The organism is Cupriavidus sp. 05L310, assembly GCF_056398185.1.
The window spans coordinates 48,770-67,361 of record NZ_JBFTOX010000056.1 but is presented as its reverse complement, the minus strand read 5'-3'; the positions used below and the strand labels follow the sequence as shown (position 1 = coordinate 67,361).

At 64.7% G+C, this 18,592-nt stretch carries 20 protein-coding genes; 11 read left to right on the top strand and 9 right to left on the bottom strand.

Annotated features, from left to right (window positions below):
* The 3 genes from AC1DS6_RS32385 to lpdA all read left to right on the top strand — a co-directional run.
* On the top strand, positions 1-987 hold a 987-nt coding region (locus tag AC1DS6_RS32385), incomplete at its 5' end, for a dihydrolipoyllysine-residue acetyltransferase (protein WP_477103938.1).
* Between the two features lie 92 nt (positions 988-1,079).
* The gene (locus AC1DS6_RS32380; RefSeq protein WP_035860037.1) at positions 1,080-1,697 is read left to right on the top strand and encodes an Ntn hydrolase family protein; all 618 of its coding nucleotides are present in this window, start codon (positions 1,080-1,082) and stop codon (positions 1,695-1,697) included.
* 28 nt (positions 1,698-1,725) lie between these two features.
* Positions 1,726-3,504 carry a dihydrolipoyl dehydrogenase gene (gene lpdA / locus AC1DS6_RS32375; RefSeq protein ID WP_441636277.1) on the top strand — a complete coding sequence of 593 codons (1,779 nt, stop codon included), beginning with the start codon at positions 1,726-1,728 and terminating at the stop codon, positions 3,502-3,504.
* Here lpdA and AC1DS6_RS32370 read toward each other — a convergent pair.
* From AC1DS6_RS32370 to AC1DS6_RS32360, 3 genes are all read right to left on the bottom strand, one after another.
* Entirely contained in the window at positions 3,501-3,788 is a 288-nt protein-coding gene (locus AC1DS6_RS32370) for a hypothetical protein (protein WP_441636279.1), read from the bottom strand. The two genes, lpdA and AC1DS6_RS32370, sit on opposite strands and share 4 nt — an antisense overlap.
* A gap of 148 nt (positions 3,789-3,936) precedes the next feature.
* The gene (gene phaP1 / locus AC1DS6_RS32365; RefSeq protein ID WP_035860043.1) at positions 3,937-4,518 is read right to left on the bottom strand and encodes a TIGR01841 family phasin PhaP1; all 582 of its coding nucleotides are present in this window, start codon (positions 4,516-4,518) and stop codon (positions 3,937-3,939) included.
* Positions 4,519-4,588: 70 nt separating this feature from the next.
* Positions 4,589-4,864, bottom strand: a complete 276-nt coding sequence (locus AC1DS6_RS32360; protein ID WP_477103937.1) for a hypothetical protein — start codon at positions 4,862-4,864, stop codon at positions 4,589-4,591.
* 116 nt (positions 4,865-4,980) lie between these two features.
* On the opposite strand from AC1DS6_RS32360, the gene AC1DS6_RS32355 reads away from it, so the two are divergent.
* From AC1DS6_RS32355 to pbpG, 5 genes are all read left to right on the top strand, one after another.
* Entirely contained in the window at positions 4,981-5,940 is a 960-nt protein-coding gene (locus AC1DS6_RS32355; protein WP_441636283.1) for a histone deacetylase family protein, read from the top strand.
* The gene (locus tag AC1DS6_RS32350) at positions 5,937-6,842 is read left to right on the top strand and encodes a DMT family transporter (RefSeq protein ID WP_441636285.1); all 906 of its coding nucleotides are present in this window, start codon (positions 5,937-5,939) and stop codon (positions 6,840-6,842) included. The genes AC1DS6_RS32355 and AC1DS6_RS32350 overlap by 4 nt, the downstream gene beginning before the upstream one ends.
* A gap of 21 nt (positions 6,843-6,863) precedes the next feature.
* Positions 6,864-7,316: an acyl-CoA thioesterase gene (locus tag AC1DS6_RS32345; protein ID WP_035860049.1), complete on the top strand. Its 453-nt coding sequence runs from the start codon at positions 6,864-6,866 to the stop codon at positions 7,314-7,316.
* A gap of 38 nt (positions 7,317-7,354) precedes the next feature.
* Entirely contained in the window at positions 7,355-8,056 is a 702-nt protein-coding gene (locus tag AC1DS6_RS32340) for a nitroreductase (RefSeq protein WP_441636289.1), read from the top strand.
* Between the two features lie 276 nt (positions 8,057-8,332).
* Entirely contained in the window at positions 8,333-9,559 is a 1,227-nt protein-coding gene (gene pbpG / locus AC1DS6_RS32335) for a D-alanyl-D-alanine endopeptidase (protein WP_441636291.1), read from the top strand.
* 101 nt (positions 9,560-9,660) lie between these two features.
* Here pbpG and AC1DS6_RS32330 read toward each other — a convergent pair whose 3' ends face one another.
* From AC1DS6_RS32330 to AC1DS6_RS32320, 3 genes are all read right to left on the bottom strand, one after another.
* Positions 9,661-11,073, bottom strand: a complete 1,413-nt coding sequence (locus AC1DS6_RS32330; RefSeq protein ID WP_477103936.1) for an FAD-binding oxidoreductase — start codon at positions 11,071-11,073, stop codon at positions 9,661-9,663.
* Positions 11,074-11,102: 29 nt separating this feature from the next.
* On the bottom strand, positions 11,103-11,849 hold the full coding sequence (locus AC1DS6_RS32325) for a FadR/GntR family transcriptional regulator (protein WP_441636295.1): 747 nt from the start codon (positions 11,847-11,849) through the stop codon (positions 11,103-11,105).
* A 235-nt stretch (positions 11,850-12,084) separates the two neighbouring features.
* Complete coding sequence (locus AC1DS6_RS32320) at positions 12,085-12,870, bottom strand: IclR family transcriptional regulator (protein ID WP_006155981.1); 786 nt, start codon at positions 12,868-12,870, stop codon at positions 12,085-12,087.
* A gap of 237 nt (positions 12,871-13,107) precedes the next feature.
* Here AC1DS6_RS32320 and AC1DS6_RS32315 point away from each other — a divergent pair, with 237 nt between their 5' ends.
* The 3 genes from AC1DS6_RS32315 to AC1DS6_RS32305 are packed head-to-tail and all read left to right on the top strand — an operon-like array spanning position 13,108 to position 15,559.
* Positions 13,108-13,833 (top strand): (Fe-S)-binding protein, encoded by a 726-nt coding sequence (locus AC1DS6_RS32315; RefSeq protein ID WP_441636298.1) that lies wholly within the window; start codon positions 13,108-13,110, stop codon positions 13,831-13,833.
* A gap of 41 nt (positions 13,834-13,874) precedes the next feature.
* Positions 13,875-15,284 (top strand): LutB/LldF family L-lactate oxidation iron-sulfur protein, encoded by a 1,410-nt coding sequence (locus AC1DS6_RS32310; protein ID WP_441636300.1) that lies wholly within the window; start codon positions 13,875-13,877, stop codon positions 15,282-15,284.
* Positions 15,284-15,559: a hypothetical protein gene (locus tag AC1DS6_RS32305; RefSeq protein ID WP_441636302.1), complete on the top strand. Its 276-nt coding sequence runs from the start codon at positions 15,284-15,286 to the stop codon at positions 15,557-15,559. Before AC1DS6_RS32310 ends, AC1DS6_RS32305 begins: the two co-directional genes overlap by 1 nt.
* Positions 15,560-15,624: 65 nt before the next feature.
* Here AC1DS6_RS32305 and AC1DS6_RS32300 read toward each other — a convergent pair whose 3' ends face one another.
* The 3 genes from AC1DS6_RS32300 to AC1DS6_RS32290 all read right to left on the bottom strand — a co-directional run bounded on the left by AC1DS6_RS32300 (position 15,625) and on the right by AC1DS6_RS32290 (position 18,438).
* The gene (locus AC1DS6_RS32300; protein ID WP_477103935.1) at positions 15,625-16,419 is read right to left on the bottom strand and encodes an ABC transporter ATP-binding protein; all 795 of its coding nucleotides are present in this window, start codon (positions 16,417-16,419) and stop codon (positions 15,625-15,627) included.
* 1 nt (position 16,420) lies between these two features.
* On the bottom strand, positions 16,421-17,317 hold the full coding sequence (locus tag AC1DS6_RS32295) for an ABC transporter permease (protein ID WP_035860075.1): 897 nt from the start codon (positions 17,315-17,317) through the stop codon (positions 16,421-16,423).
* A gap of 149 nt (positions 17,318-17,466) precedes the next feature.
* On the bottom strand, positions 17,467-18,438 hold the full coding sequence (locus AC1DS6_RS32290; protein ID WP_477103934.1) for an ABC transporter substrate-binding protein: 972 nt from the start codon (positions 18,436-18,438) through the stop codon (positions 17,467-17,469).
* Positions 18,439-18,592 lie beyond the last annotated feature (154 nt).

The following is an 18,592-nucleotide window of genomic DNA, read 5'->3' as shown; positions in this document are numbered from 1 at the left end:
GTGCCGGCGCCGGCCCCCGTGGCCGCGCCCGCCGCCGCGCCGGTCGCCGGCGTGACCGGCGCCGCCGCCCACGCCAGCCCCTCGGTGCGCAAGTTCGCGCGCGAGCTTGGCGTGGACGTTTCGCGCGTGCCGGGCACCGGACCCAAGGGCCGCATCACCCAGGACGACGTGCAGGGTTACGTCAAGGGCGTGATGACCGGGCTGACCGCGGCTCCGGCACAAGCCGCTGCCGCGCCGGCCGGTGGCGGTGGCGAGCTGAACCTGCTGCCGTGGCCGAAGGTGGATTTCACCCGCTTCGGCGACGTGGAAAGCAAGCCGCTGTCGCGCATCAAGAAGCTCTCCGGTGCGAACCTGCATCGAAACTGGGTGATGATTCCGCACGTCACCAATCACGACGAAGCCGATATCACCGACCTCGAAGCCTTCCGCGTGCAGCTCAACAAGGAATACGAGAAGCAGGGCGTCAAGGTCACCATGCTGGCCTTCATGATCAAGGCTGCCGTGGCGGCGCTGAAGAAATTCCCCAATTTCAACGCCTCGCTCGACGGCGACAGCCTGGTGCTGAAGAAGTACTTCAACATCGGTTTTGCCGCTGACACGCCGAATGGCCTGGTGGTGCCGGTCATCAAGAACGCCGACAAGAAGGGCGTGATCGAGATCGGCCAGGAAATGAACGAGCTGGCCAAGCTGGCACGCGACGGCAAGTTGAAACCGGACCAGATGCAAGGCGGCTGCTTCTCGATCTCCTCGCTGGGCGGGATCGGCGGCACGTATTTCACGCCGATCATCAACGCGCCTGAAGTGGCCATCATGGGCGTTTGCAAGTCGTACCAGAAGCCGGTGTGGGATGGTAAGCAATTCGTGCCGCGCCTGACGCTGCCGCTGTCGCTGTCGTGGGATCACCGCGTCATCGACGGTGCGGAGGCGGCCCGCTTCAATACCTACTTCGGGCAACTGCTGGCCGATTTCCGCCGCATCCTGCTGTAAGGCGGGCAGGGTGCGCCTGGCCCTCGCGGCCGTGCGCGCCCTCTGCCAGACGTCTGCAACCTGCCGTCCGAAAACAGGAAGGAAGCGAGTCCATGACTACCTGCGTTGTCGTCAAGAAGGCCGGTGAGGTGGCAATTGCCGCCGACGCACTGGTGACGTTTGGCGACACCCGGCTCACGCGTGCCTACGAGCGCAACCAGAAGGTGTTTCCCGTGGGGGACAGCTTTGTGGCGCTCGCGGGCACCACCGCCCATTTTCCGGTCATGCGCAGCCTGCTGGCCGGGCTGGGCGAGGATTGCCGCCTGGGCTCGCGCGACGACGTCTTCCGGACTTTTCTCAAGGTGCATGAAAAACTCAAGAACGAGTATTTCATCAACACCAAGGAAGATGAGGACGATCCCTACGAGTCCTCGCAGATCGTGTGCCTCATCGCCAATCCGGCGGGCATATTCGGTGTCTATTCGTACCGCGAAGTCTTTTCGTTCGACCGTTTCTGGGGCATTGGCTCGGGGCGCAACTACGCGCTGGGCGCCATGCACGCGGTCTACGACCAGCCGGGCCTGAACGCCGGGGAGATTGCGCGGATCGGCGTGGATGCAGGCGTGGAGTTCGACAAGAGTTCGGCAGGTCCGGTCGAAGTGCAGGTGGTACGGCTCGGTGACACGGCCGGCGACGGCGCAATCAATAACGATGGCGCGGCCCGTATCTGAAGCGGGGCGCGCTCTTGAGGAGCAAAACATGAGTGTGATCGAAGTCCAGGTGCCGGATATCGGCGATTTCGACGCGGTGGAAGTGATCGAAGTGCTGGTCAAGGCTGGGGATACGGTCGAGCAGGAGCAGTCGCTGATCGTACTCGAGTCGGACAAGGCCAGCATGGACGTGCCTTCGTCCGCGGCCGGCAAGGTGGTCGAAGTGCGTGTCAAGGTTGGCGACAAGGTCGCCAAGGGCGCGGTGATCTGCACGCTGGAAAGCGAAGCCGCCGCCAAGCCGGCAGCCGCGCCGGCACCGGCCCCTGCGGCCGCTCCCGCGCCGGTCGCTGCTCCGGCTGCCGCACCCGTGGCGGCCTCGCATTCGGGCAGCGCGGACATCACTTGCGACATGCTGGTGCTCGGCGCCGGCCCCGGTGGCTATTCGGCTGCCTTCCGCAGCGCCGACCTCGGCATGAATACCGTGCTGGTCGAGCGCTACGGCACGCTCGGCGGCGTCTGCCTGAACGTCGGTTGCATCCCGTCCAAGGCACTGCTGCACAACGCCGCCGTGATCGACGAAGCCAAGGCGCTGGCGGCGCACGGCATCCTGTTCGGCGAAGCCAAGATCGACCTCGACGGCCTGCGCCACTACAAGGAAACCGTCGTCGGCAAGCTGACCGGCGGCCTGTCCGGCATGGCCAAGGCACGCAAGGTGCAGGTCGTGCGCGGCATTGGCACTTTCCTGGATCCGCATCACCTCGAGGTGCAGGAAACCGAAGGCGACGCCAAGCAGACCACCGGCAAGAAGACCGTGATTCGCTTTGAGAAGGCCGTCATCGCGGCCGGCAGCCAGGCGGTCAAGTTGCCGTTCATCCCCGAAGATCCGCGCATCGTCGACTCCACCGGCGCGCTTGAGCTGCCCGAGGTGCCGAACAAGATGCTGGTGATCGGCGGCGGCATCATCGGGCTGGAAATGGCCACGGTGTACAGCACGCTGGGCGCCAATATCGATGTTGTCGAAATGCTCGATGGGCTGATGCAGGGTGCCGACCGCGACCTGGTCAAGGTCTGGGACAAGATGAACAAGACGCGCTTCGACAAGGTCATGCTCAAGACCAGGACGGTCGGCGTGGAAGCGAAGCCGGACGGTATCTACGTCAGGTTCGAAGGCGAGCAGGCCCCGGCCGAGCCGCAACGCTACGACCTGGTGCTGGTGTCTGTGGGCCGCGTGCCCAACGGCAAGCGCATCGGCGCCGAGAAGGCGGGCGTGGCGGTGACGGACCGCGGCTTTATCGACGTCGACAAGCAGATGCGCACCAATGTGCCGCACATCTTCGCCATCGGCGACATCGTCGGCCAGCCCATGCTGGCTCACAAGGCGGTGCATGAGGCGCACGTCGCGGCCGAGGCAGCGCACGGCGAGAAGGCGTACTTCGACGTCAAGCAGATCCCGTCGGTGGCCTACACCGATCCGGAAGTGGCCTGGGCCGGCGTGACGGAAGACCAGTGCAAGGCGCAGGGCATCAAGTACAGCAAGAGCGTGTTCCCGTGGGCCGCTTCGGGCCGCGCCATTGCCAACGGCCGCGACGAGGGCTTTACCAAGCTGATCTTCGACGAGGAAACCCACCGCATCATCGGCGGCGGCATCGTCGGCATGCATGCCGGCGACCTGATCAGCGAAGTCTGCCTGGCCGTCGAGATGGGCGCCGATGCGGTGGATATCGGCAAGACGATCCACCCGCACCCGACGCTGGGCGAGTCCATCGGCATGGCTGCCGAGATCTACGAAGGCGTCTGCACCGACGTGCCGCCGCCGCGCAAGCGTTAAGCGGCCAGCATCAGCCACGCATCGAGGCCCGCCGCACGGCGGGCCTTTTTATTGTCCGATTCGCAATTAACCGCCAAGATTTTCCTGGCGCCCACTTGTGGCTTCGCCAGCCAAACCCCGCTTGCAGCAGAGGAGGACCGTGGCGGGCCGTGGGTCGGCAAAGCCGGCTTGACGCGAAAGATGGATGCCGCATCGCGCAGAGCCTGAAATCGGCACAGCCGGTCCGCGCCGCAGGCAAAAAAATCCCGGCACATAGCCGGGAATGAATCGATATTGGAATACAAGGAAACCAGATACCGAGGAGACATCGTCAGAGGGCAGGGCGGCTTGGTTGCCGTTCGTGCTGCCTTCGTTGGCAAAATGCGCTGGCCGTGCCAGGCGCGCTTTGCCAACGAACCGGCCGAAGCCGGTCCGTTGTCCTGCCTGCGCTAGTTAGGCGGCGGCGGGGGCGGCCTTCTTGGTCGCGGTGCGAGCCGTTGCGCTGGCTTGCTGGGCGGCCTTGGTGGCGGCGCTGGCGGCTGCCTGGAAGTTGCTTTCGGCGATTTCAACAGCTTGCTTGGTGGCCTTCTGGACCGACTCGTAAGCGTTGTTGGCGGCGCTGATCGCGGACTTCACGATGGCAACGGTCGACTCGGAGCCGGCCGGGGCGTTCTTGGCGAGGTTCTCGACCAGGGCTTGCACCTTCTTCGAGTTTTCGGCCAGTTGGGATTCGGCAACCTTGGTGAATTCCGACTGGGTTTCCGAGGCGATTTCGTACAGGTGGCGGCTATAGGCCAGGGCCTTTTCGGCAACCGGCTGGATCAGCGAGGACTGGATGGCCAGGAATTCCTGGGCGTCCTTCGCGGACAGGGCCTTCTTGGCGTTGTCCACGTTTTCAGCGAACGTGGCCTTGACCACTTGCAGGTTCAGTTCGACCAGCTTCTCAACGCCTTCGAAGGCTTTGGTGGTCAGGCCAAACAGGGTTTCGAGATTGGCTTTTTGCGCTGCGGCGACTTGTTCCGGGGTGAAGCTCATGCTGGTCTCCAATAATGAAGTTCAATGTCAGACAAAATTAGGCCGCCCAGATGTCAAAGCCATGACGACGTCACTGCTTTTCGTCAGCCAGCCCCAGGCGTTTGGGGGTTGCCGGCGCTTCCGCTTGCTCTGCAAAACCGATGGTGCGCCGCAACAATTCCAATTGTAGGGAAAAGAAAAACGGTGTCAAGAATTTCTTGTGCAATGCACAAATAAGTCCGGCCGAAGTCGCCGGAAGTCGACCTGATGCCACATATCGCGCCGCCAGAGTTGCGGATTTACGCCAGCTCGGGCGCGGGAAGGGCGGTCCTGGTCGCGTACCTTCGCGCCGGCTCAGTGCTACCATCGCGGTCTGCCCGAATCGGTGCTGCCCAAGCGTGTGCAACGCAGCGGCCGATGCGCCACGGCCCTGTTGCCGGGGCAGCGGCCTGCCGGCCGGATGTCCGCCCCCAGTTAATCCCCATGCTCGCCTTCTACGCCGACCACTTTGTCCTGCCCCTGCCCGAGGGCCATCGCTTCCCGATGCGCAAGTACAGCATGTTGAGGGCGACGGTTGAGCGGGAAGTGGCGGGCCTGACGCTGGCCGAGGCCCCACGTGCCGGAGACGATGCCTTGCTGCTGGCGCATACCCCAGAATATGTGGCCAGCGTCTCCCGGGGCGCACTGGACCCTGCGCGCCAGCGCGAGATCGGGTTTCCGTGGTCCGAGGCCATGGTCGAGCGATCGCGGCGCTCGGCCGGCGCCACCATCGAAGCATGCCGCACCGCGCTGCGCGAGGGCATTTCGGTGAACCTGGCGGGCGGGACGCATCATGCTTATGCGGACAAGGGCGGCGGTTTCTGCGTTTTCAACGATGCGGCGATCGCGGCACGCCAGCTGCGCCGCGACGGCCGGGTGGAGCGCGTGGCGGTGGTGGACCTCGATGTGCATCAGGGTAACGGCACCGCGGCCATCCTGCGCGACGACCCTTTCGTGTTCACGCTGTCCCTGCACGGCGAAAAGAACTATCCCTTTCGCAAGGAAGCCAGCGACCTCGACGTGGGCCTGCCCGATGGCTGCGACGACGAGGTTTACGCCGCGGCGTTGCAGGAGGCGCTCGAAGCCCTGTTCGCGCGTTTCTCTCCGGACCTGATCATCTACCTGGCAGGCGCCGATCCCCATGAGGGCGATCGGCTGGGCCGCCTGAAGCTCACGCTCGCCGGCCTGGCCAGGCGCGATCGTCTGGTGTTTGATGCAGCCCTGGCGCGGGGGCTGCCGATCGCCGTGGCGATGGCTGGCGGCTACGGCAACCAGATCGAGGACACCGTGGCGGTGCATGCGCAGACCATCGCGCTTGCCGCTCAATATCACGAACGTTATGCCCGGCGCATGAAATTGGACACGCTCACGGCTGCCAGCCCGATCGCGGTGACACGGCAATGAGCGCAACCAGCCAAGTCCGCGCAACGCGCGGCACCCTTTGGATGGCCGCCATGCCGTGGCTGTTCGTGGTGATCTGGAGTACCGGCTTTATCGTGGCCAAGTACGGCATGCCGCATGCCGAGCCGATGACCTTCCTGTTCCTGCGCTTTGTCGGCGTGCTGGTGCTGATGCTGCCCTTCGTGGTGGTGGCGCGCGTGCCCTTGCCGCAGAGCGCGGGCGCCGTCGACTGGCGCAGGGTGGGGCATATCGCCGTGGCGGGACTGTTCCTGCAGGCGGGCTATCTCGGCGGCGTTTGGGCAGCGGTCAAACTCGGCATGCCGGCGGGCGTTTCCGCCCTGATCGTCGGCATGCAGCCGATCCTGACCGCGCTGGCGGCTTCGCGCATGGGCGAGACCATCGGACGGCGCCAGTGGCTGGGGCTGGCGCTGGGCATCGTGGGCGTGGGTCTGGTGGTGGCCAACAAGCTGTCGGCCAGCGGGCTGTCCGCGCCGAGCCTGCTGCTTGCCGTGGGTGCCTTGTTCTCGATCACCTTCGGTACGCTGTACCAGAAGCGCTATTGCCCGATGTTCGACCTGCGCATGGGTTCCGTGATCCAGTTCGCGGCGGCGGCGCTGGCCTGCCTGCCCTTCATGTTTCTTGCCGAGACCCGCCACGTCGAGTGGAACGCCGAGATGTTCGGCGCGCTGGCCTGGTCGGTGGTGGCGCTGTCAATCGGCGCGATTTCGCTGCTGTTCCTGTTGATCCGGGAGGGCGCGGCGACCAAGGTGTCCAGCCTGATGTATCTCACGCCGCCGACCACCGCCGTCATGGCGTGGCTGCTGTTCGGCGAGAGTTTTCCGCCGCTGGCGGCACTTGGCATGGCCCTTGCCGCAGGCGGCGTGGCCCTTGTGATTCGCCGCTGATCTTCCTCTTGCGTGCTTCCGATGAAACCGACTGCCGATACCCGTAGTGCCTACCGTCATTTCCAGCCGATCACCACGCGCTGGATGGACAACGACGTCTATGGCCACGTCAACAACGTCATCTACTACAGTTATTTCGATACCGTTGTGAACACCTACCTGATCCGGCAGGGCGTGCTCGATATCGAGGCTGGCGACACCATCGGGCTGGTGATCGAAACGCAATGCAACTACTTCGCCGCGCTTAGCTTTCCCGACACCGTGGTGGCCGGGCTGCGCGTGGCGCGGCTGGGCAACTCGAGCGTGCGCTACGAAGTGGGCCTGTTCCGCAATGACGACGACGTCGCTGCGGCGCAAGGTCATTTCGTCCATGTCTATGTCGATCGCGCCACGCGGCGGCCGGTACCGCTGCCGCCTGCGCTGCGCAACGCCTTGCAGGCGCTGGTGTGCGAATCCGCGGACGCCGGCGCCTGATCGGGGCAGGGTACAGACGCATGAAGGAGTTGACAGTCATGGATTCGCAGCGCAAGCGGGACACCGGCCTGGTAGACCAGGCCATCATCACACGCCGCTCGGTGCGTGCTTTTCTTGATACGCCGGTGCCGCACGATGTGGTCAACGAGATCCTGGCGGTGGCCAGCCGGGCGCCTTCCGGCACCAACGCCCAGCCGTGGCGGGTCTATGTGCTGAGCGGTGATGCCAAGCTGAAATTGTCCGCCGACGTGTTGACCGCCTACGACGATCCGCAGCGCGACAGCAAGTACCGGGAAGAGTATCCCTACTATCCGCGCGAGTGGGTGGCGCCATATATCGACCGCCGGCGCAAGGTGGGCTGGGACCTGTACAGCCTGCTGCAGATCAGCCGCGAGGACAAGGCGCGCATGCATGCGCAGCACTCCCGCAATTTCACCTTCTTCGGTGCGCCGGTGGGCATGATCTTCACCATCGACCGCATCCTGGAGCAGGGTAGCTGGCTGGATTACGGCATGTTTCTGCAGAGCATCATGGTGGCAGCCCGGGCGCGTGGGCTGGATACCTGCCCGCAGGCGGCTTTCACCCAGTTCCACGCGGTCATTGCCAATCACTTGCGCCTGCCGGAGGACGAGATGGTGGTCTGTGGCATGGCCCTGGGGTATGCCGATCCCGCGGCCATAGAGAATACCCTTAGTACGGAGCGTGAACCTGTAAGCGGGTTCGCACGTTTCTTGTCATAAGTCTCGTTGGCCGCGAGCTATATTTTATGCATGAGCCGGCTGTCGTCCGGTTGGCTCGGAGGGCTCCGATGAGCGGGCAGGAAGGGCGATCCGCTGTGGAATTACCACAGTCCACGTCGGTCTTACTGCACGTGTCATGTGATGAATGTGTTGTTTTTTCATAATGTGGAATTGTTTGCAAATCGAACTTTAAAGAGGCTTCGTAAGTCTTTAATCTTGCTAACAATTTCTTTTTTTCCTAAACTGGCGCAATCCAAGTTGCGCGCTGAATGAATCATGTTCCGGTCTGATTCCCCCCTATTGTTTCGATTCTTCGGCTCTACCCCTCTTACATCGGTCGCCGCCTCTGTGCTGCTGACCGTTTCCATGCTGGCCGCTCCCGCGGTCGATGCCGCGACGAAATCGACGGACACCGCAAAAACCAGCAAAAAGTCGGCAAAAGTCGTTAAGTCCGAGAAAAAGTCGGCAAGTACCTCCTCTAAATCCGCAAAAACCAAGCAAGTCGCCAGCAGCGGCAAGACTGAGCACGTCACTACGCGCAAGGTCGTGGTACTGAAAAACGGCAAGCGTCAGGTCGTGACGCAGCGCCAGGCTGCGCCGGTGCGCGCGGCCTTTATCCCGGCGAAACCCTCGCTGGGCGAGGCGCTCGGGCTGCGTGACACGGAGGATGCGCTCGCGCTGCGCTCCAGCGTGGCGCTGGTGATGGACCAGAACTCCAACGAAGTGCTGTTCCAGAAGAACGCCGCCGCGGTGCTGCCGATCGCCTCGATCACCAAGCTGATGACCGCCCTGGTGGTGATGGACGCGCGTCAGCCGATGGATGAGGTTCTCACCATCACAGAGGACGACCGCGACAATGAAAAGCACAGCAGCTCGCGCCTGCGATTCGGTGCGCAGCTGAGCCGCCAGGAGGCGCTGCTGCTGGCCCTGATGTCCTCGGAGAATCGGGCGGCGTCGGTGCTGGGCCGCAGCTATCCGGGCGGCCTGCCGGCATTTGTGCAGGCCATGAACCGCAAGGCACGCGAACTCGGCATGAACGACAGCCACTTCGTCGATTCGAACGGCTTGTCGAGCAGCAATGTCTCGAGCGCGATGGACCTCGTGCGCATGGTCAACGCGGCGTACCGCAATCCCACCATCCGCGAGTACTCCACGCAGACCGAGTATGAGGTCAACGTGCTCGGGCGTACCCAGCACTACGTCAGCACCAACCGCCTGGTGCGCGGCGGCAACTGGGATATCGGCCTGCAGAAGACCGGCTTTATCTCCGAGGCTGGCCAGTGCCTGGTGATGCAGGCGAAGGTGAACGGCCGCAATGTGGTGATGGTGTTCCTGGATTCGGTTGGCAAGCTGTCGCGCTTTGCGGATGCCAACCGCGTCAAGGACTGGCTGGAACACGTGCAAACGGGTCCCGCCCGCCCTTTTCCGTCCTCCCCTAACCTGACGCAGGGGCCAGGTTCCCCCCAGGCTATCCTTACCGCCCAGCAGCCACGCGGCATCTGATGGCGGAGCCGCAATGACCCGGCACCCACGGACCTGAGGTCATGAAAAACGCGCCGTCCCCGGCGCGTTTTTTTCGTTGGGCGCCGCGGCGCGCCCGGTGCCTACAGCAGCTTGCCAGGGTTCATGATGCCGGCCGGATCCAGCAATTGCTTGATGCCCCGCATCAGGCGAAGTTCGAGCGGGTCCTTGAGGCGCAGGAAATCATCGCGCTTGAGCTGGCCGATGCCATGCTCGGCGCTGATGCTGCCGCCGTAGCGCGCGACCTCGTCCAGCACCTCGGCGGTCAGTGCCTTGCCGTGCTGAGCGGTCCAGTCGCGCTCCGCGCCTGCCGGACGCGACAGGTTGTAGTGCAGGTTGCCGTCGCCGAAGTGCCCGAAGATGAAGGGGCGGATGCTGGGGCTGACGGCCTTGAGGCGCTTCTCCATCGATGCCATGAAGGCGGGGATCTGCTCGATCGGCAGTGAGACATCGTGCTTCAGGTGCGGCCCGTCGGCGCGCTGCGCCTCGGAGATTTCCTCGCGAAGCTTCCACAGGCTCTGCAATTGCGCCAGCGAAGCGGAGACCGCGGCATCCAGGCACAACTCGCGCTCCAGCGCTTCCCCGATCACGCGTTCGAGCAGGGTGTTGAGGGCCTCTTCGTCCGTGGTGTCGGCCAGCTCCACCAGCACATAGGCGGGATGGCGCTGGGCGAACGGCTCCTGTACGCCTTCCACATGTCTGAGCACCAGGTCGACGCAATCGCCGGTAAAGAACTCAAAGGCTTGCAGGCGCGCGCCACACTGGGCGAACAGCAGTTCGAAAAGCTCCAGCGCCTGCAGGGGCGACGCCACCGCGGCCAGCACCACCGAGCGCGCATCGGTGCGCGGAAACAGGCGCAGCGCCGCGGCGGTGATCACGCCGAGCGTGCCCTCGGAGCCAATCAGCAATTGTTTGAGATCGTAGCCGGTGTTGTCCTTGCGCAAGGCGCGCAGCCCGTGAAAGATCTCGCCGTTGGGCAGCACGGCCTCGACGCCCAGCACCAGTTCACGCGCCATGCCATAGCGCACCACATTGACACCGCCAGCATTGGTAGCAAGGTTGCCGCCGATCTGGCAGGAGTCCTCGGCCGCCAGGCTGAGCGGTAGCAGGCGATGCGCTTCTTGGGCGGCGCGCCGCAGGTTACCCAGGATGCAGCCCGCTTCCGCGACCATCGTGTTGGCGATGGTATCGATCGAACGGATCGCGTTCATGCGGTCCATGCTCAGCACCACGTTGACCGGACTGCTGTCAGGAGCGGCGCCGCCGCACAGGCCGGTATTGCCGCCGCGCGGCACCACCGGCACCGCGGCCTGCTGGCACAGCGCCAGGCAGCGGGCCACCTCATCCACCGAGCGCGGCCGTACCACGGCTTGCGCATTGCCACGGTAAAGGCCGCGCCAGTCGGCGAGCCAGGGCGCGACCTGGTCGGGCTCGGTGGCAACCACGTCGGGGCCCAGTGTTTCGATCAGGCGGGGCAGGAAGGCTGTATTTTGCATGGTGGTTCTATCTGGAGAGACGATGCGGCTCAGGCCGCTGAATGGGATGGTTCCTGCCGGGCTGCGGGGGACTCGGCGCGCGCGTGCGGCCGCAGGCCCAGGCGCGCCGCCGCGCCCTGCAGATGGGACACGGCAGCGGCGCGCGCCAGTTCCGGGTCGCCGGCACGGATTGCGTGGAAGATGGCCAGGTGCTCTTGGTGGACTTGTTCGGACAGGCCATCCTGCTGGCGCGTATTCAGCCGTGCCACATGCACGGCCTGGTGCAATTGCAGGTTCAGGTATTGGAGCAGTTGCAGGTAGTACTTGTTGTGCGTGGCGGTGGCGATTGCCACGTGGAAGGCGGTGTCCGCCTCCACGCTGCGGTGAGGATCATGCAGTTGCGCCGCCAGCCGCTCCAGCAGCGATTGCATCTCAGCGACATCCTGCGCGGTGCGTCGTTGCGCGGCCAGCGCGGCGGCAGCGCTCTCGAGGTCGAGCCGCAGTTCGTAGATGCTCGCCAGTTCGTCGCGATCGATGTCCATCTCCCGCGGCAACTGGAAACCGGCGTTGCCCACGCGGGAGCGCACCGTGCTGCCCACGCCCTGACGGCTTTCGATCAGGCCCTGGGAGCGCAGGTGTTCGGTCACCTCGCGAATGACGGCCGGGCTCACGCCGTAGTGCCCGGCAAGCTGCTTGCCGGTCGGCAGGCGGGCGCCAACGGGGTACGTGCCGTTGGCGATCTCGGCGCGCAGTTGCTGGGTCACCTGTTCGGTGAGGGTGATGGCTTTGGTACGCATGCCCGGCAGGATATCGTTGTTCAGGTTATCTGAAAACTAAGTGTAAACCCTTGCCGTTGCGGATCGATGCATGAATGGGGAAATGGGGTTAAGCGCGCCGCCGGCGATTGAGGATCAATAACAGCCAAGCGGCAACCCAGCGGCAGGCGTCAGCGGAAAAGCAGGATAGCGGGGTGAAGGCGGTGCCGGGACCGGGCGGGAAGGGTGTCCCGCCTATCCCTCACCCCCGAGGGGCTCAGGCGGCCACGTCGGTCGCGTAGCCCATGCCGCGCGAGATCTGCAGCGCGGTTTCCTTCAGGTTCTGCAGCCAGCTGTCCTGCAGGCGGTCGGCCGGGGCCGATAGCGAGAGCCCGGCAACCAGCCGGCGCGAATCGTCGTAGATGCCGGCTGCAATGCAGCGCACGCCGAGTTCCAGTTCCTCGTTGTCGCGCGCGTAGCCGTTCGTGCGGACCCAGTTGAGTTCGCGTTCCAGCTTGATCAGGTCCGTGATCGAGGTGCGCGTATGGCCGGCCAGCCCGGTGCGGGTGGCATAGTTGCGCACCCGCGCGACTTCGTCGGCCGCCAGGAACAGCTTGCCCACGGAGGTCAGGTGCAGCGGCGCGCGTCCGCCAATGGCGCGCACCACCTGCATGCCGGAGCGTTCGCTGTACGCGCGCTCGATGTAGACGATCTCATCGCCCTGGCGCACAGACAGGTTGACGGTCTGGCCCGTCACGCGATGCAGTGCGCGCATCGGCGCCAGTGCCGCGTCGCGTACCGACAGGCGGGCCTTGACCAGGTTGCCCAGTTCCAGCAACCGCATGCCAAGCCGATAGCTGCCGGGATCGGAGCGGTCGACGAAACGGCAGGCCACCATATCGTTGAGGATGCGGTGCGCCGTGGAGGGGTGCAGGCCGGTGGTCAACGACAGTTCTTTCAGGCTGACCGGATCAGCATGCTGGGCTAGCGCATCCAGCAAGGTCATCATGCGCTCGATGACCTGGATGGATGTCTTTCCTGGTGCCTTGTCTGCTTCTGCCATGGGGAAATGTTGCCGTGCGGCAAATTAAGCGGTTGCCTGATTCTATCTCGCATTGTGAAAATTTCAATAGGTGAAATGACATTACCGAAAGAAACTTCAGATTCCGCCGATGGCGGATGTGCCGGGAAAGGCATGCAAAAATGCAGTGAATTCCCCCGCGCCATGAACGCTTTTGTATGCCGCACGGTGCGCAAGAGCGCATAATTGCGGGGTTTCGGGGTCTGGAAAAGGGAAACAATGCGAGTCGGTCTGTTCGCCACCTGCCTGGTGGACCTCATGCGTCCGGAAATCGGTTTCTCGGTGCTCAAGCTGCTGGAGAAGGCGGGTTACGAAGTGATGGTGCCCGAGGCGCAGACCTGTTGCGGCCAACCTGCCTACAACTCGGGCGAACGCGTCGGGGCGCGCGATCTGGCGGAGAAATTCCTGCGCGAGTTCGAGATGTTCGACTATGTGGTGATCCCGTCGGGCTCATGTGGCGGCATGGTGCTGCATCACTACGCCGACCTGCTGGGCGACGATCCCGAACTGAATGGCCGCTATGAGGGCTTGCGCTCGCGCGTGTTCGAGCTGACCGACTTCCTGGCCAACGTGGCCAAGCTGGGCGAATTCGATTCCAGGTTCGCCGGCCGCATTACCTACCATGACTCCTGCTCCGGCCTGCGCGAACTCGGCGTCAAGAGCCAGCCGCGCGCCTTGCTGGCGCAATTGCCCGGCGTACAGTTGAGCGAAATGAAGGACTGCGAGGCCTGCTGCGGATTCGGCGGCACCTTCTCGGTCAAGTACGGCAATATCTCGACAGCCATCGTCGACGAGAAGTGCGCCAACATCAAGGCCAGCGGCGCTGATGCCGTGGTGCTGGGCGACCTTGGCTGCATGCTCAATATCGAAGGGCGCCTGCGCCGGACCGGCGACACACGTACCCAGGTGCTGCACATCGCGCAAGTGCTCGCCGGCGACGCCTGAGCCCGGGCGGACGAAAAACAAACCTTGGCGAGATCCCCGCTATGCAAGTTCGCAGCATGGAATTCAAGGCGCGCGCGGGCCAGAAACTGGCTGACCAGCGCCTGCAGCAGAACCTCAAGAAGCTTTCCACCAAGTTCGTGACGGCGCGCGCCGATGCCATTCGCGACATCGATTTCGATGCCACGCGCGAGGCGCTCAAGGAGCGACGTGACCGCGCGTTGCAGAACCTCGATGTCTGGCTGGCCACTTTCGAGGAAAACGCCACGCGCCGCGGCGCCACCGTGCTGTTTGCCGAAACCACCGCGGATGCCGCGCGGCTGGTGGCGGAGATCGCGCAGAAGCATGGCGTCAAGAAGGTCATCAAGAGCAAATCGATGGTGACCGAGGAAATGCGCCTGAACCAGGTGCTTGGCGAGATGGGCGTGCAGAGCATCGAGACCGACCTCGGTGAGTACATCCTGCAGATCAACGACGCGGAGCCGCCGTCGCACATCATCGCCCCGGTGGTGCACAAGGACAAGGAAGAGATCGCCGACCTGTTTGCCAGGGTGCACCACAAGCCGCGCCTGACCGATATCCCCGAGATGACGCGCGAGGCGCGCGAAGTGCTGCGGCCGGAATTCCTGTCGGCCGACATGGGCGTGACCGGCGGCAACTTCATCATTGCCGAAACCGGATCGGTGGCGGTGGTGACCAACGAAGGCAACGAGGGCATGTGCACGGTGATGCCACGAGTGCACGTAGCCGTGACCGGCATAGAGAAAGTACTGCCGACGCTGGAAGACCTGGCCACCGTGATGCGGCTGCTGCCGCGCTCGGCTACCGGGCAGGCGATCTCCAATTATTTCTCGCTGCTGACCGGCCCGCGTGCCGAGGGCGAGCGCGATGGCCCGGAGCATATGTATTTCGTGCTGGTCGACGGCGGGCGCAGTGGCCTGATCGGGGGCGACTTCCAGGACATGCTGCGCTGCATCCGCTGCGGCGCCTGCATGAACCACTGCCCGGTGTACCAGAAGATCGGTGGCCATGCCTATGGCTGGGTTTATCCTGGCCCGATGGGCAGCGTGCTGACGCCGAGCTATACGGGCCTGGCCAACGCGCTGGATCTGCCACAGGCAGCCACGCTGTGCGGCGAATGCAACCGCGTGTGCCCGGCTTCCATCCCGTTATCGGACCTGTTGCGCAAGCTGCGGGAGAAACAGATGGAACGCGGCCTGCGCCCCTGGCAGGAGCGGCTCGGGCTGCAGGTGTGGGGCTACGTGGCGCGCCGTCCGGCGCTCTATGCCTTCGCCACCCGCATTGGCGCGCGCCTGCTCTCGCGCATGGGCGGCAGCAGCAAGCTGATCGCCAGGCTGCCGATGGCAGGCCGGGGCTGGACGGAGACCCGCGACCTGCCCGCACCGAGCGGACGGACCTTCCGCGAACTCTACAAGGAAAGGAGGGCCCGTTGATGGCCACGACCACTGACAACGCGCCGGCGCTGGCGGCCATGCGCGCAGCGCTTGAACAACATATCGGCGGCCAGCTCGCCGCCGATGGCCTGGTGCGCAACTGGCGCGAGGCAGCGCCCGCGCTGGTATTGCCGCCGATGTTCGAGCAGGCGATGGAAGAGTTGCTGCGCCGGCTGGAGATGTCGGCAGTGTTCGCGCAGGACAGCTGCTCGTTTTCGAGTTCGGCGGTGACCGACCAGCTCAAGCGCTGGCTGGACAAGGCGGCCACGGCCTGAACGTGGCCGGCCAAAATGCGGAAGGCCCCCGCCGAGACGGGGGCCTTCCGCATTTTGGCCGGGGCTTAGCCTAGCAGCAACGCATCGTCATCCAGTTGCTCATGCCGTGTCTGCTCGAACATGCGCAGCAGATCCGGCACGTCCAGTCCGGCGCGCTGATCGCCCGACACGTCCAGTACGACCTGGCCCTGGTGCAGCATCACCGTGCGCTGCCCGTAGTCCAGCGCCTGGCGCAAGCTGTGCGTAACCATCATGGTGGTGAGCTTGGCTTCCTCCACGATCTTGGCGGTCAGCTCCAGCACGAAGGCCGCCGTCTTCGGGTCGAGCGCGGCGGTGTGCTCGTCCAGCAGCAGGATGCGCGAGGGCTGGAGCGAAGCCATCAGCAGGCTCACGGCCTGGCGCTGGCCGCCCGAGAGCAGGCCGATACGGTCCGTCAGGCGATTTTCCAGGCCCAGGTTGAGCAGGCGCAGCTTGTCGCGGAACAGCTCGCGCGAGGGCTTGTTCAGCGCCGCGCGGAAGCCGCGCCGGCTGCCGCGCGCCATGGCCAGCGCCATGTTCTCCTCGATGGTCAGCGCTTCGCAGGTGCCCGCCATCGGGTCCTGGAACACGCGTGCCACCAGCGGGGCACGGTCCCAGGCCGGCTTGCGCGTGACATCGATATCATCGATGGTGATGCGGCCCGAATCGACCATCTGGTCGCCGCTGATGGCGTTGAGGAAGGTCGACTTGCCCGCGCCATTGGAACCGATCACGGCAACGAACTGGCCGGTCGGGATATCCAGGCTGAGGCCGCGCAGCGCGCGCGTCTCGATCGGGGTGCCGGGATTGAAGGTGAGTTTCAGGTCTTGTGCGCGCAGCATCTCAGGCACCTCCGTTCTTGCGGCCGAACAGCTTCTTGCGGGTTCCCGGCAACACCAGGGCGCCGGTCACCAGTACCGCCGTGACCAGGTTCAGGTCTTGCGCCTTGAGGCCGATGAACTCGCTGTTGAGCGCCAGCGCGATGAAGAAGCGGTAGAGGATGGCGCCCAGCACCACGGCCAGCGTGGTGTACACCAGCCGGCGCGCCGGCAGGATGCTCTCGCCGATGATCACCGCGGCCAGGCCGATCACGATGGTGCCGATGCCCATGGAGATGTCGGAACCGCCCTGGGTCTGCGCGAACAGCGCGCCCGCGAGTGCCACCAGGCCATTGGACAGCGCCATGCCGGCCAGCGTGGCGCGGCCGGTGGCGATGCCCTGGGACCGCGCCATGCGCGGGTTGGCGCCGGTGGCGCGCATGGCCAGGCCGAGCTGCGAGGAGAAGAACCAGTCCAGGCCGAGCTTGGCCACCACCACCACGATCAGCAGCAAGGCCGGGCGCAGCATGTAGTCCGGCAGCCAGTCAGGTTGCAGGATGGTGAAAATGGTGGACTCGGTGATCAGCGGCACGTTGGGCTTGCCCATGATGCGCAGGTTGACCGAGTACAGCGCGATCATCATCAGGATACTGGCGAGCAGGTCCATGATCTTGAGGCGTACATTGAGCCAGCCGGTGATGAAGCCGGCAAAGGCGCCCGCCACGATCGCCAGCCCTGTGGCGATGAAGGGATCCTGGCCGGAAGCGATCAGCGTGGCCGCCACGGCGCCGCCCAGCGGGAAGCTGCCGTCGACGGTCAGATCGGGAAAATTGAGGATGCGGAAGGAGATCAGCACCCCCAGGGCGACGAGGCTGAAGATCAGGCCGATCTCCAGGGCGCCCAGAAGGGAAAAGAGGGACATGGGGAAATCCAGTTGCTATTTCCGGCACGGGAGGCCGGATCAGGAACGCCTGGCGCGCTGCCCGGGTCGGGCGACGCGGTACGGGCGTTCCGGGGGCGGGCCCGGATAGAGCCACCTGCGCGCGAACGCGCAGGGTCAGCGTGCCGTGATTACTTGATGACGGTCTTCGCTTCCTTGACCAGTTCGGGCGACAGCGTCACGCCTTGCTTCTCGGCCGCGCCGGTGTTCACGAACAGCTCCAGCTTGTCGCTGGTTTCCGAAGCGATCGCGCCGGGCTTCTCGCCCTTCAGGATACGCACCACCACCTTGCCGGTCTGATGGCCGAGGTCGCCGTAGTTGATGCCCAGCGCGGCAATGGCGCCACGCTTGACGCTGTCGGTATCGGCAGCCACCAGCGGGATCTTTGACTCGTTGGCGACCTTGACCAGGGCTTCGTACGCCGACACCACGTTGTTGTCGGTGTTGGTGTAGATCACATCGACCTTGCCGATCAGGCTCTTGGCGGCGGCGCCGATGTCGACCGTGCGCGGCGCGGCGGCTTCCTTCAGCGTCAGGCCTTCCTTGGCCAGCATCGCCTTCAGTTCCTTGACCACCACCACCGAGTTGGCTTCACCGGGGTTGTAGACCATGCCAACCGTCTTGGCCTTGGGCACCACGCGCTTGATCAGGGCAACCTGGCGGTCCAGCGGCAGCTTGTCCGACACGCCGGTCACATTGGTGCCCGATGCGCCCCAGCCCTTGACCAGCTGGGCGGCAACCGGGTCGGTCACGCCGGAGTACACCACCGGCACCGACTTGGTGGCGGCCACCACGGCCTGTGCCGACGGCGTGGCGATGGCGACGATCACATTGGGCTGGTCGCCGACGAACTTGCGCGCGATCTGCGCGGCGGTGCCGGTATTGCCCTGTGCGCTCTGGTATTCCCACTTCAGGTTCTTGTCGGCATCGTAGCCAGCGCTCTTCAGTTCGTCGCGCACGCCATCACGGATGGCGTCCAGCGCGGGATGGTCGACGATCGACAGCACCTTGACGGTCTGGGCCTGCACGGCGCCGCCATACAGCAGCGCGAGGGCCACGGCGCTGCCCAGGATGGTCTTGCTCGATGTCTTGAGACACTTCATGGTATGGATCTCCCCCGGAGTGGGTTCTGGGTAATCAGCCGCTCTTGGTTTTCGATGGGTTTGGTCCGCAGTCCTGCCCGGTGGCGCGTGGCGCCGGCCGGCCGGTCCGTTGCGGGAACGACACACCAGGCGGCAGGCAGGCGGTCGCTGGGGC

What these genes read in the sequence shown, in the direction of transcription:
- AC1DS6_RS32315 (WP_441636298.1), top strand. Translation starts at nt 13,108, where the DNA reads ATGCGAGTCGGTCTGTTCGCCACCTGCCTGGTGGACCTCATGCGTCCG.
- AC1DS6_RS32320 (WP_006155981.1), bottom strand. Translation starts at nt 12,870, where the DNA reads ATGGCAGAAGCAGACAAGGCACCAGGAAAGACATCCATCCAGGTCATC.
- AC1DS6_RS32360 (WP_477103937.1), bottom strand. Translation starts at nt 4,864, where the DNA reads ATGGTAGCACTGAGCCGGCGCGAAGGTACGCGACCAGGACCGCCCTTC.
- AC1DS6_RS32325 (WP_441636295.1), bottom strand. Translation starts at nt 11,849, where the DNA reads ATGCGTACCAAAGCCATCACCCTCACCGAACAGGTGACCCAGCAACTG.
- AC1DS6_RS32380 (WP_035860037.1), top strand. Translation starts at nt 1,080, where the DNA reads ATGACTACCTGCGTTGTCGTCAAGAAGGCCGGTGAGGTGGCAATTGCC.
- AC1DS6_RS32355 (WP_441636283.1), top strand. Translation starts at nt 4,981, where the DNA reads ATGCTCGCCTTCTACGCCGACCACTTTGTCCTGCCCCTGCCCGAGGGC.
- AC1DS6_RS32330 (WP_477103936.1), bottom strand. Translation starts at nt 11,073, where the DNA reads ATGCAAAATACAGCCTTCCTGCCCCGCCTGATCGAAACACTGGGCCCC.
- AC1DS6_RS32350 (WP_441636285.1), top strand. Translation starts at nt 5,937, where the DNA reads ATGAGCGCAACCAGCCAAGTCCGCGCAACGCGCGGCACCCTTTGGATG.
- AC1DS6_RS32295 (WP_035860075.1), bottom strand. Translation starts at nt 17,317, where the DNA reads ATGTCCCTCTTTTCCCTTCTGGGCGCCCTGGAGATCGGCCTGATCTTC.
- pbpG (WP_441636291.1), top strand. Translation starts at nt 8,333, where the DNA reads ATGTTCCGGTCTGATTCCCCCCTATTGTTTCGATTCTTCGGCTCTACC.
- AC1DS6_RS32340 (WP_441636289.1), top strand. Translation starts at nt 7,355, where the DNA reads ATGGATTCGCAGCGCAAGCGGGACACCGGCCTGGTAGACCAGGCCATC.
- AC1DS6_RS32290 (WP_477103934.1), bottom strand. Translation starts at nt 18,438, where the DNA reads ATGAAGTGTCTCAAGACATCGAGCAAGACCATCCTGGGCAGCGCCGTG.
- phaP1 (WP_035860043.1), bottom strand. Translation starts at nt 4,518, where the DNA reads ATGAGCTTCACCCCGGAACAAGTCGCCGCAGCGCAAAAAGCCAATCTC.
- AC1DS6_RS32345 (WP_035860049.1), top strand. Translation starts at nt 6,864, where the DNA reads ATGAAACCGACTGCCGATACCCGTAGTGCCTACCGTCATTTCCAGCCG.
- AC1DS6_RS32300 (WP_477103935.1), bottom strand. Translation starts at nt 16,419, where the DNA reads ATGCTGCGCGCACAAGACCTGAAACTCACCTTCAATCCCGGCACCCCG.
- lpdA (WP_441636277.1), top strand. Translation starts at nt 1,726, where the DNA reads ATGAGTGTGATCGAAGTCCAGGTGCCGGATATCGGCGATTTCGACGCG.
- AC1DS6_RS32310 (WP_441636300.1), top strand. Translation starts at nt 13,875, where the DNA reads ATGCAAGTTCGCAGCATGGAATTCAAGGCGCGCGCGGGCCAGAAACTG.
- AC1DS6_RS32305 (WP_441636302.1), top strand. Translation starts at nt 15,284, where the DNA reads ATGGCCACGACCACTGACAACGCGCCGGCGCTGGCGGCCATGCGCGCA.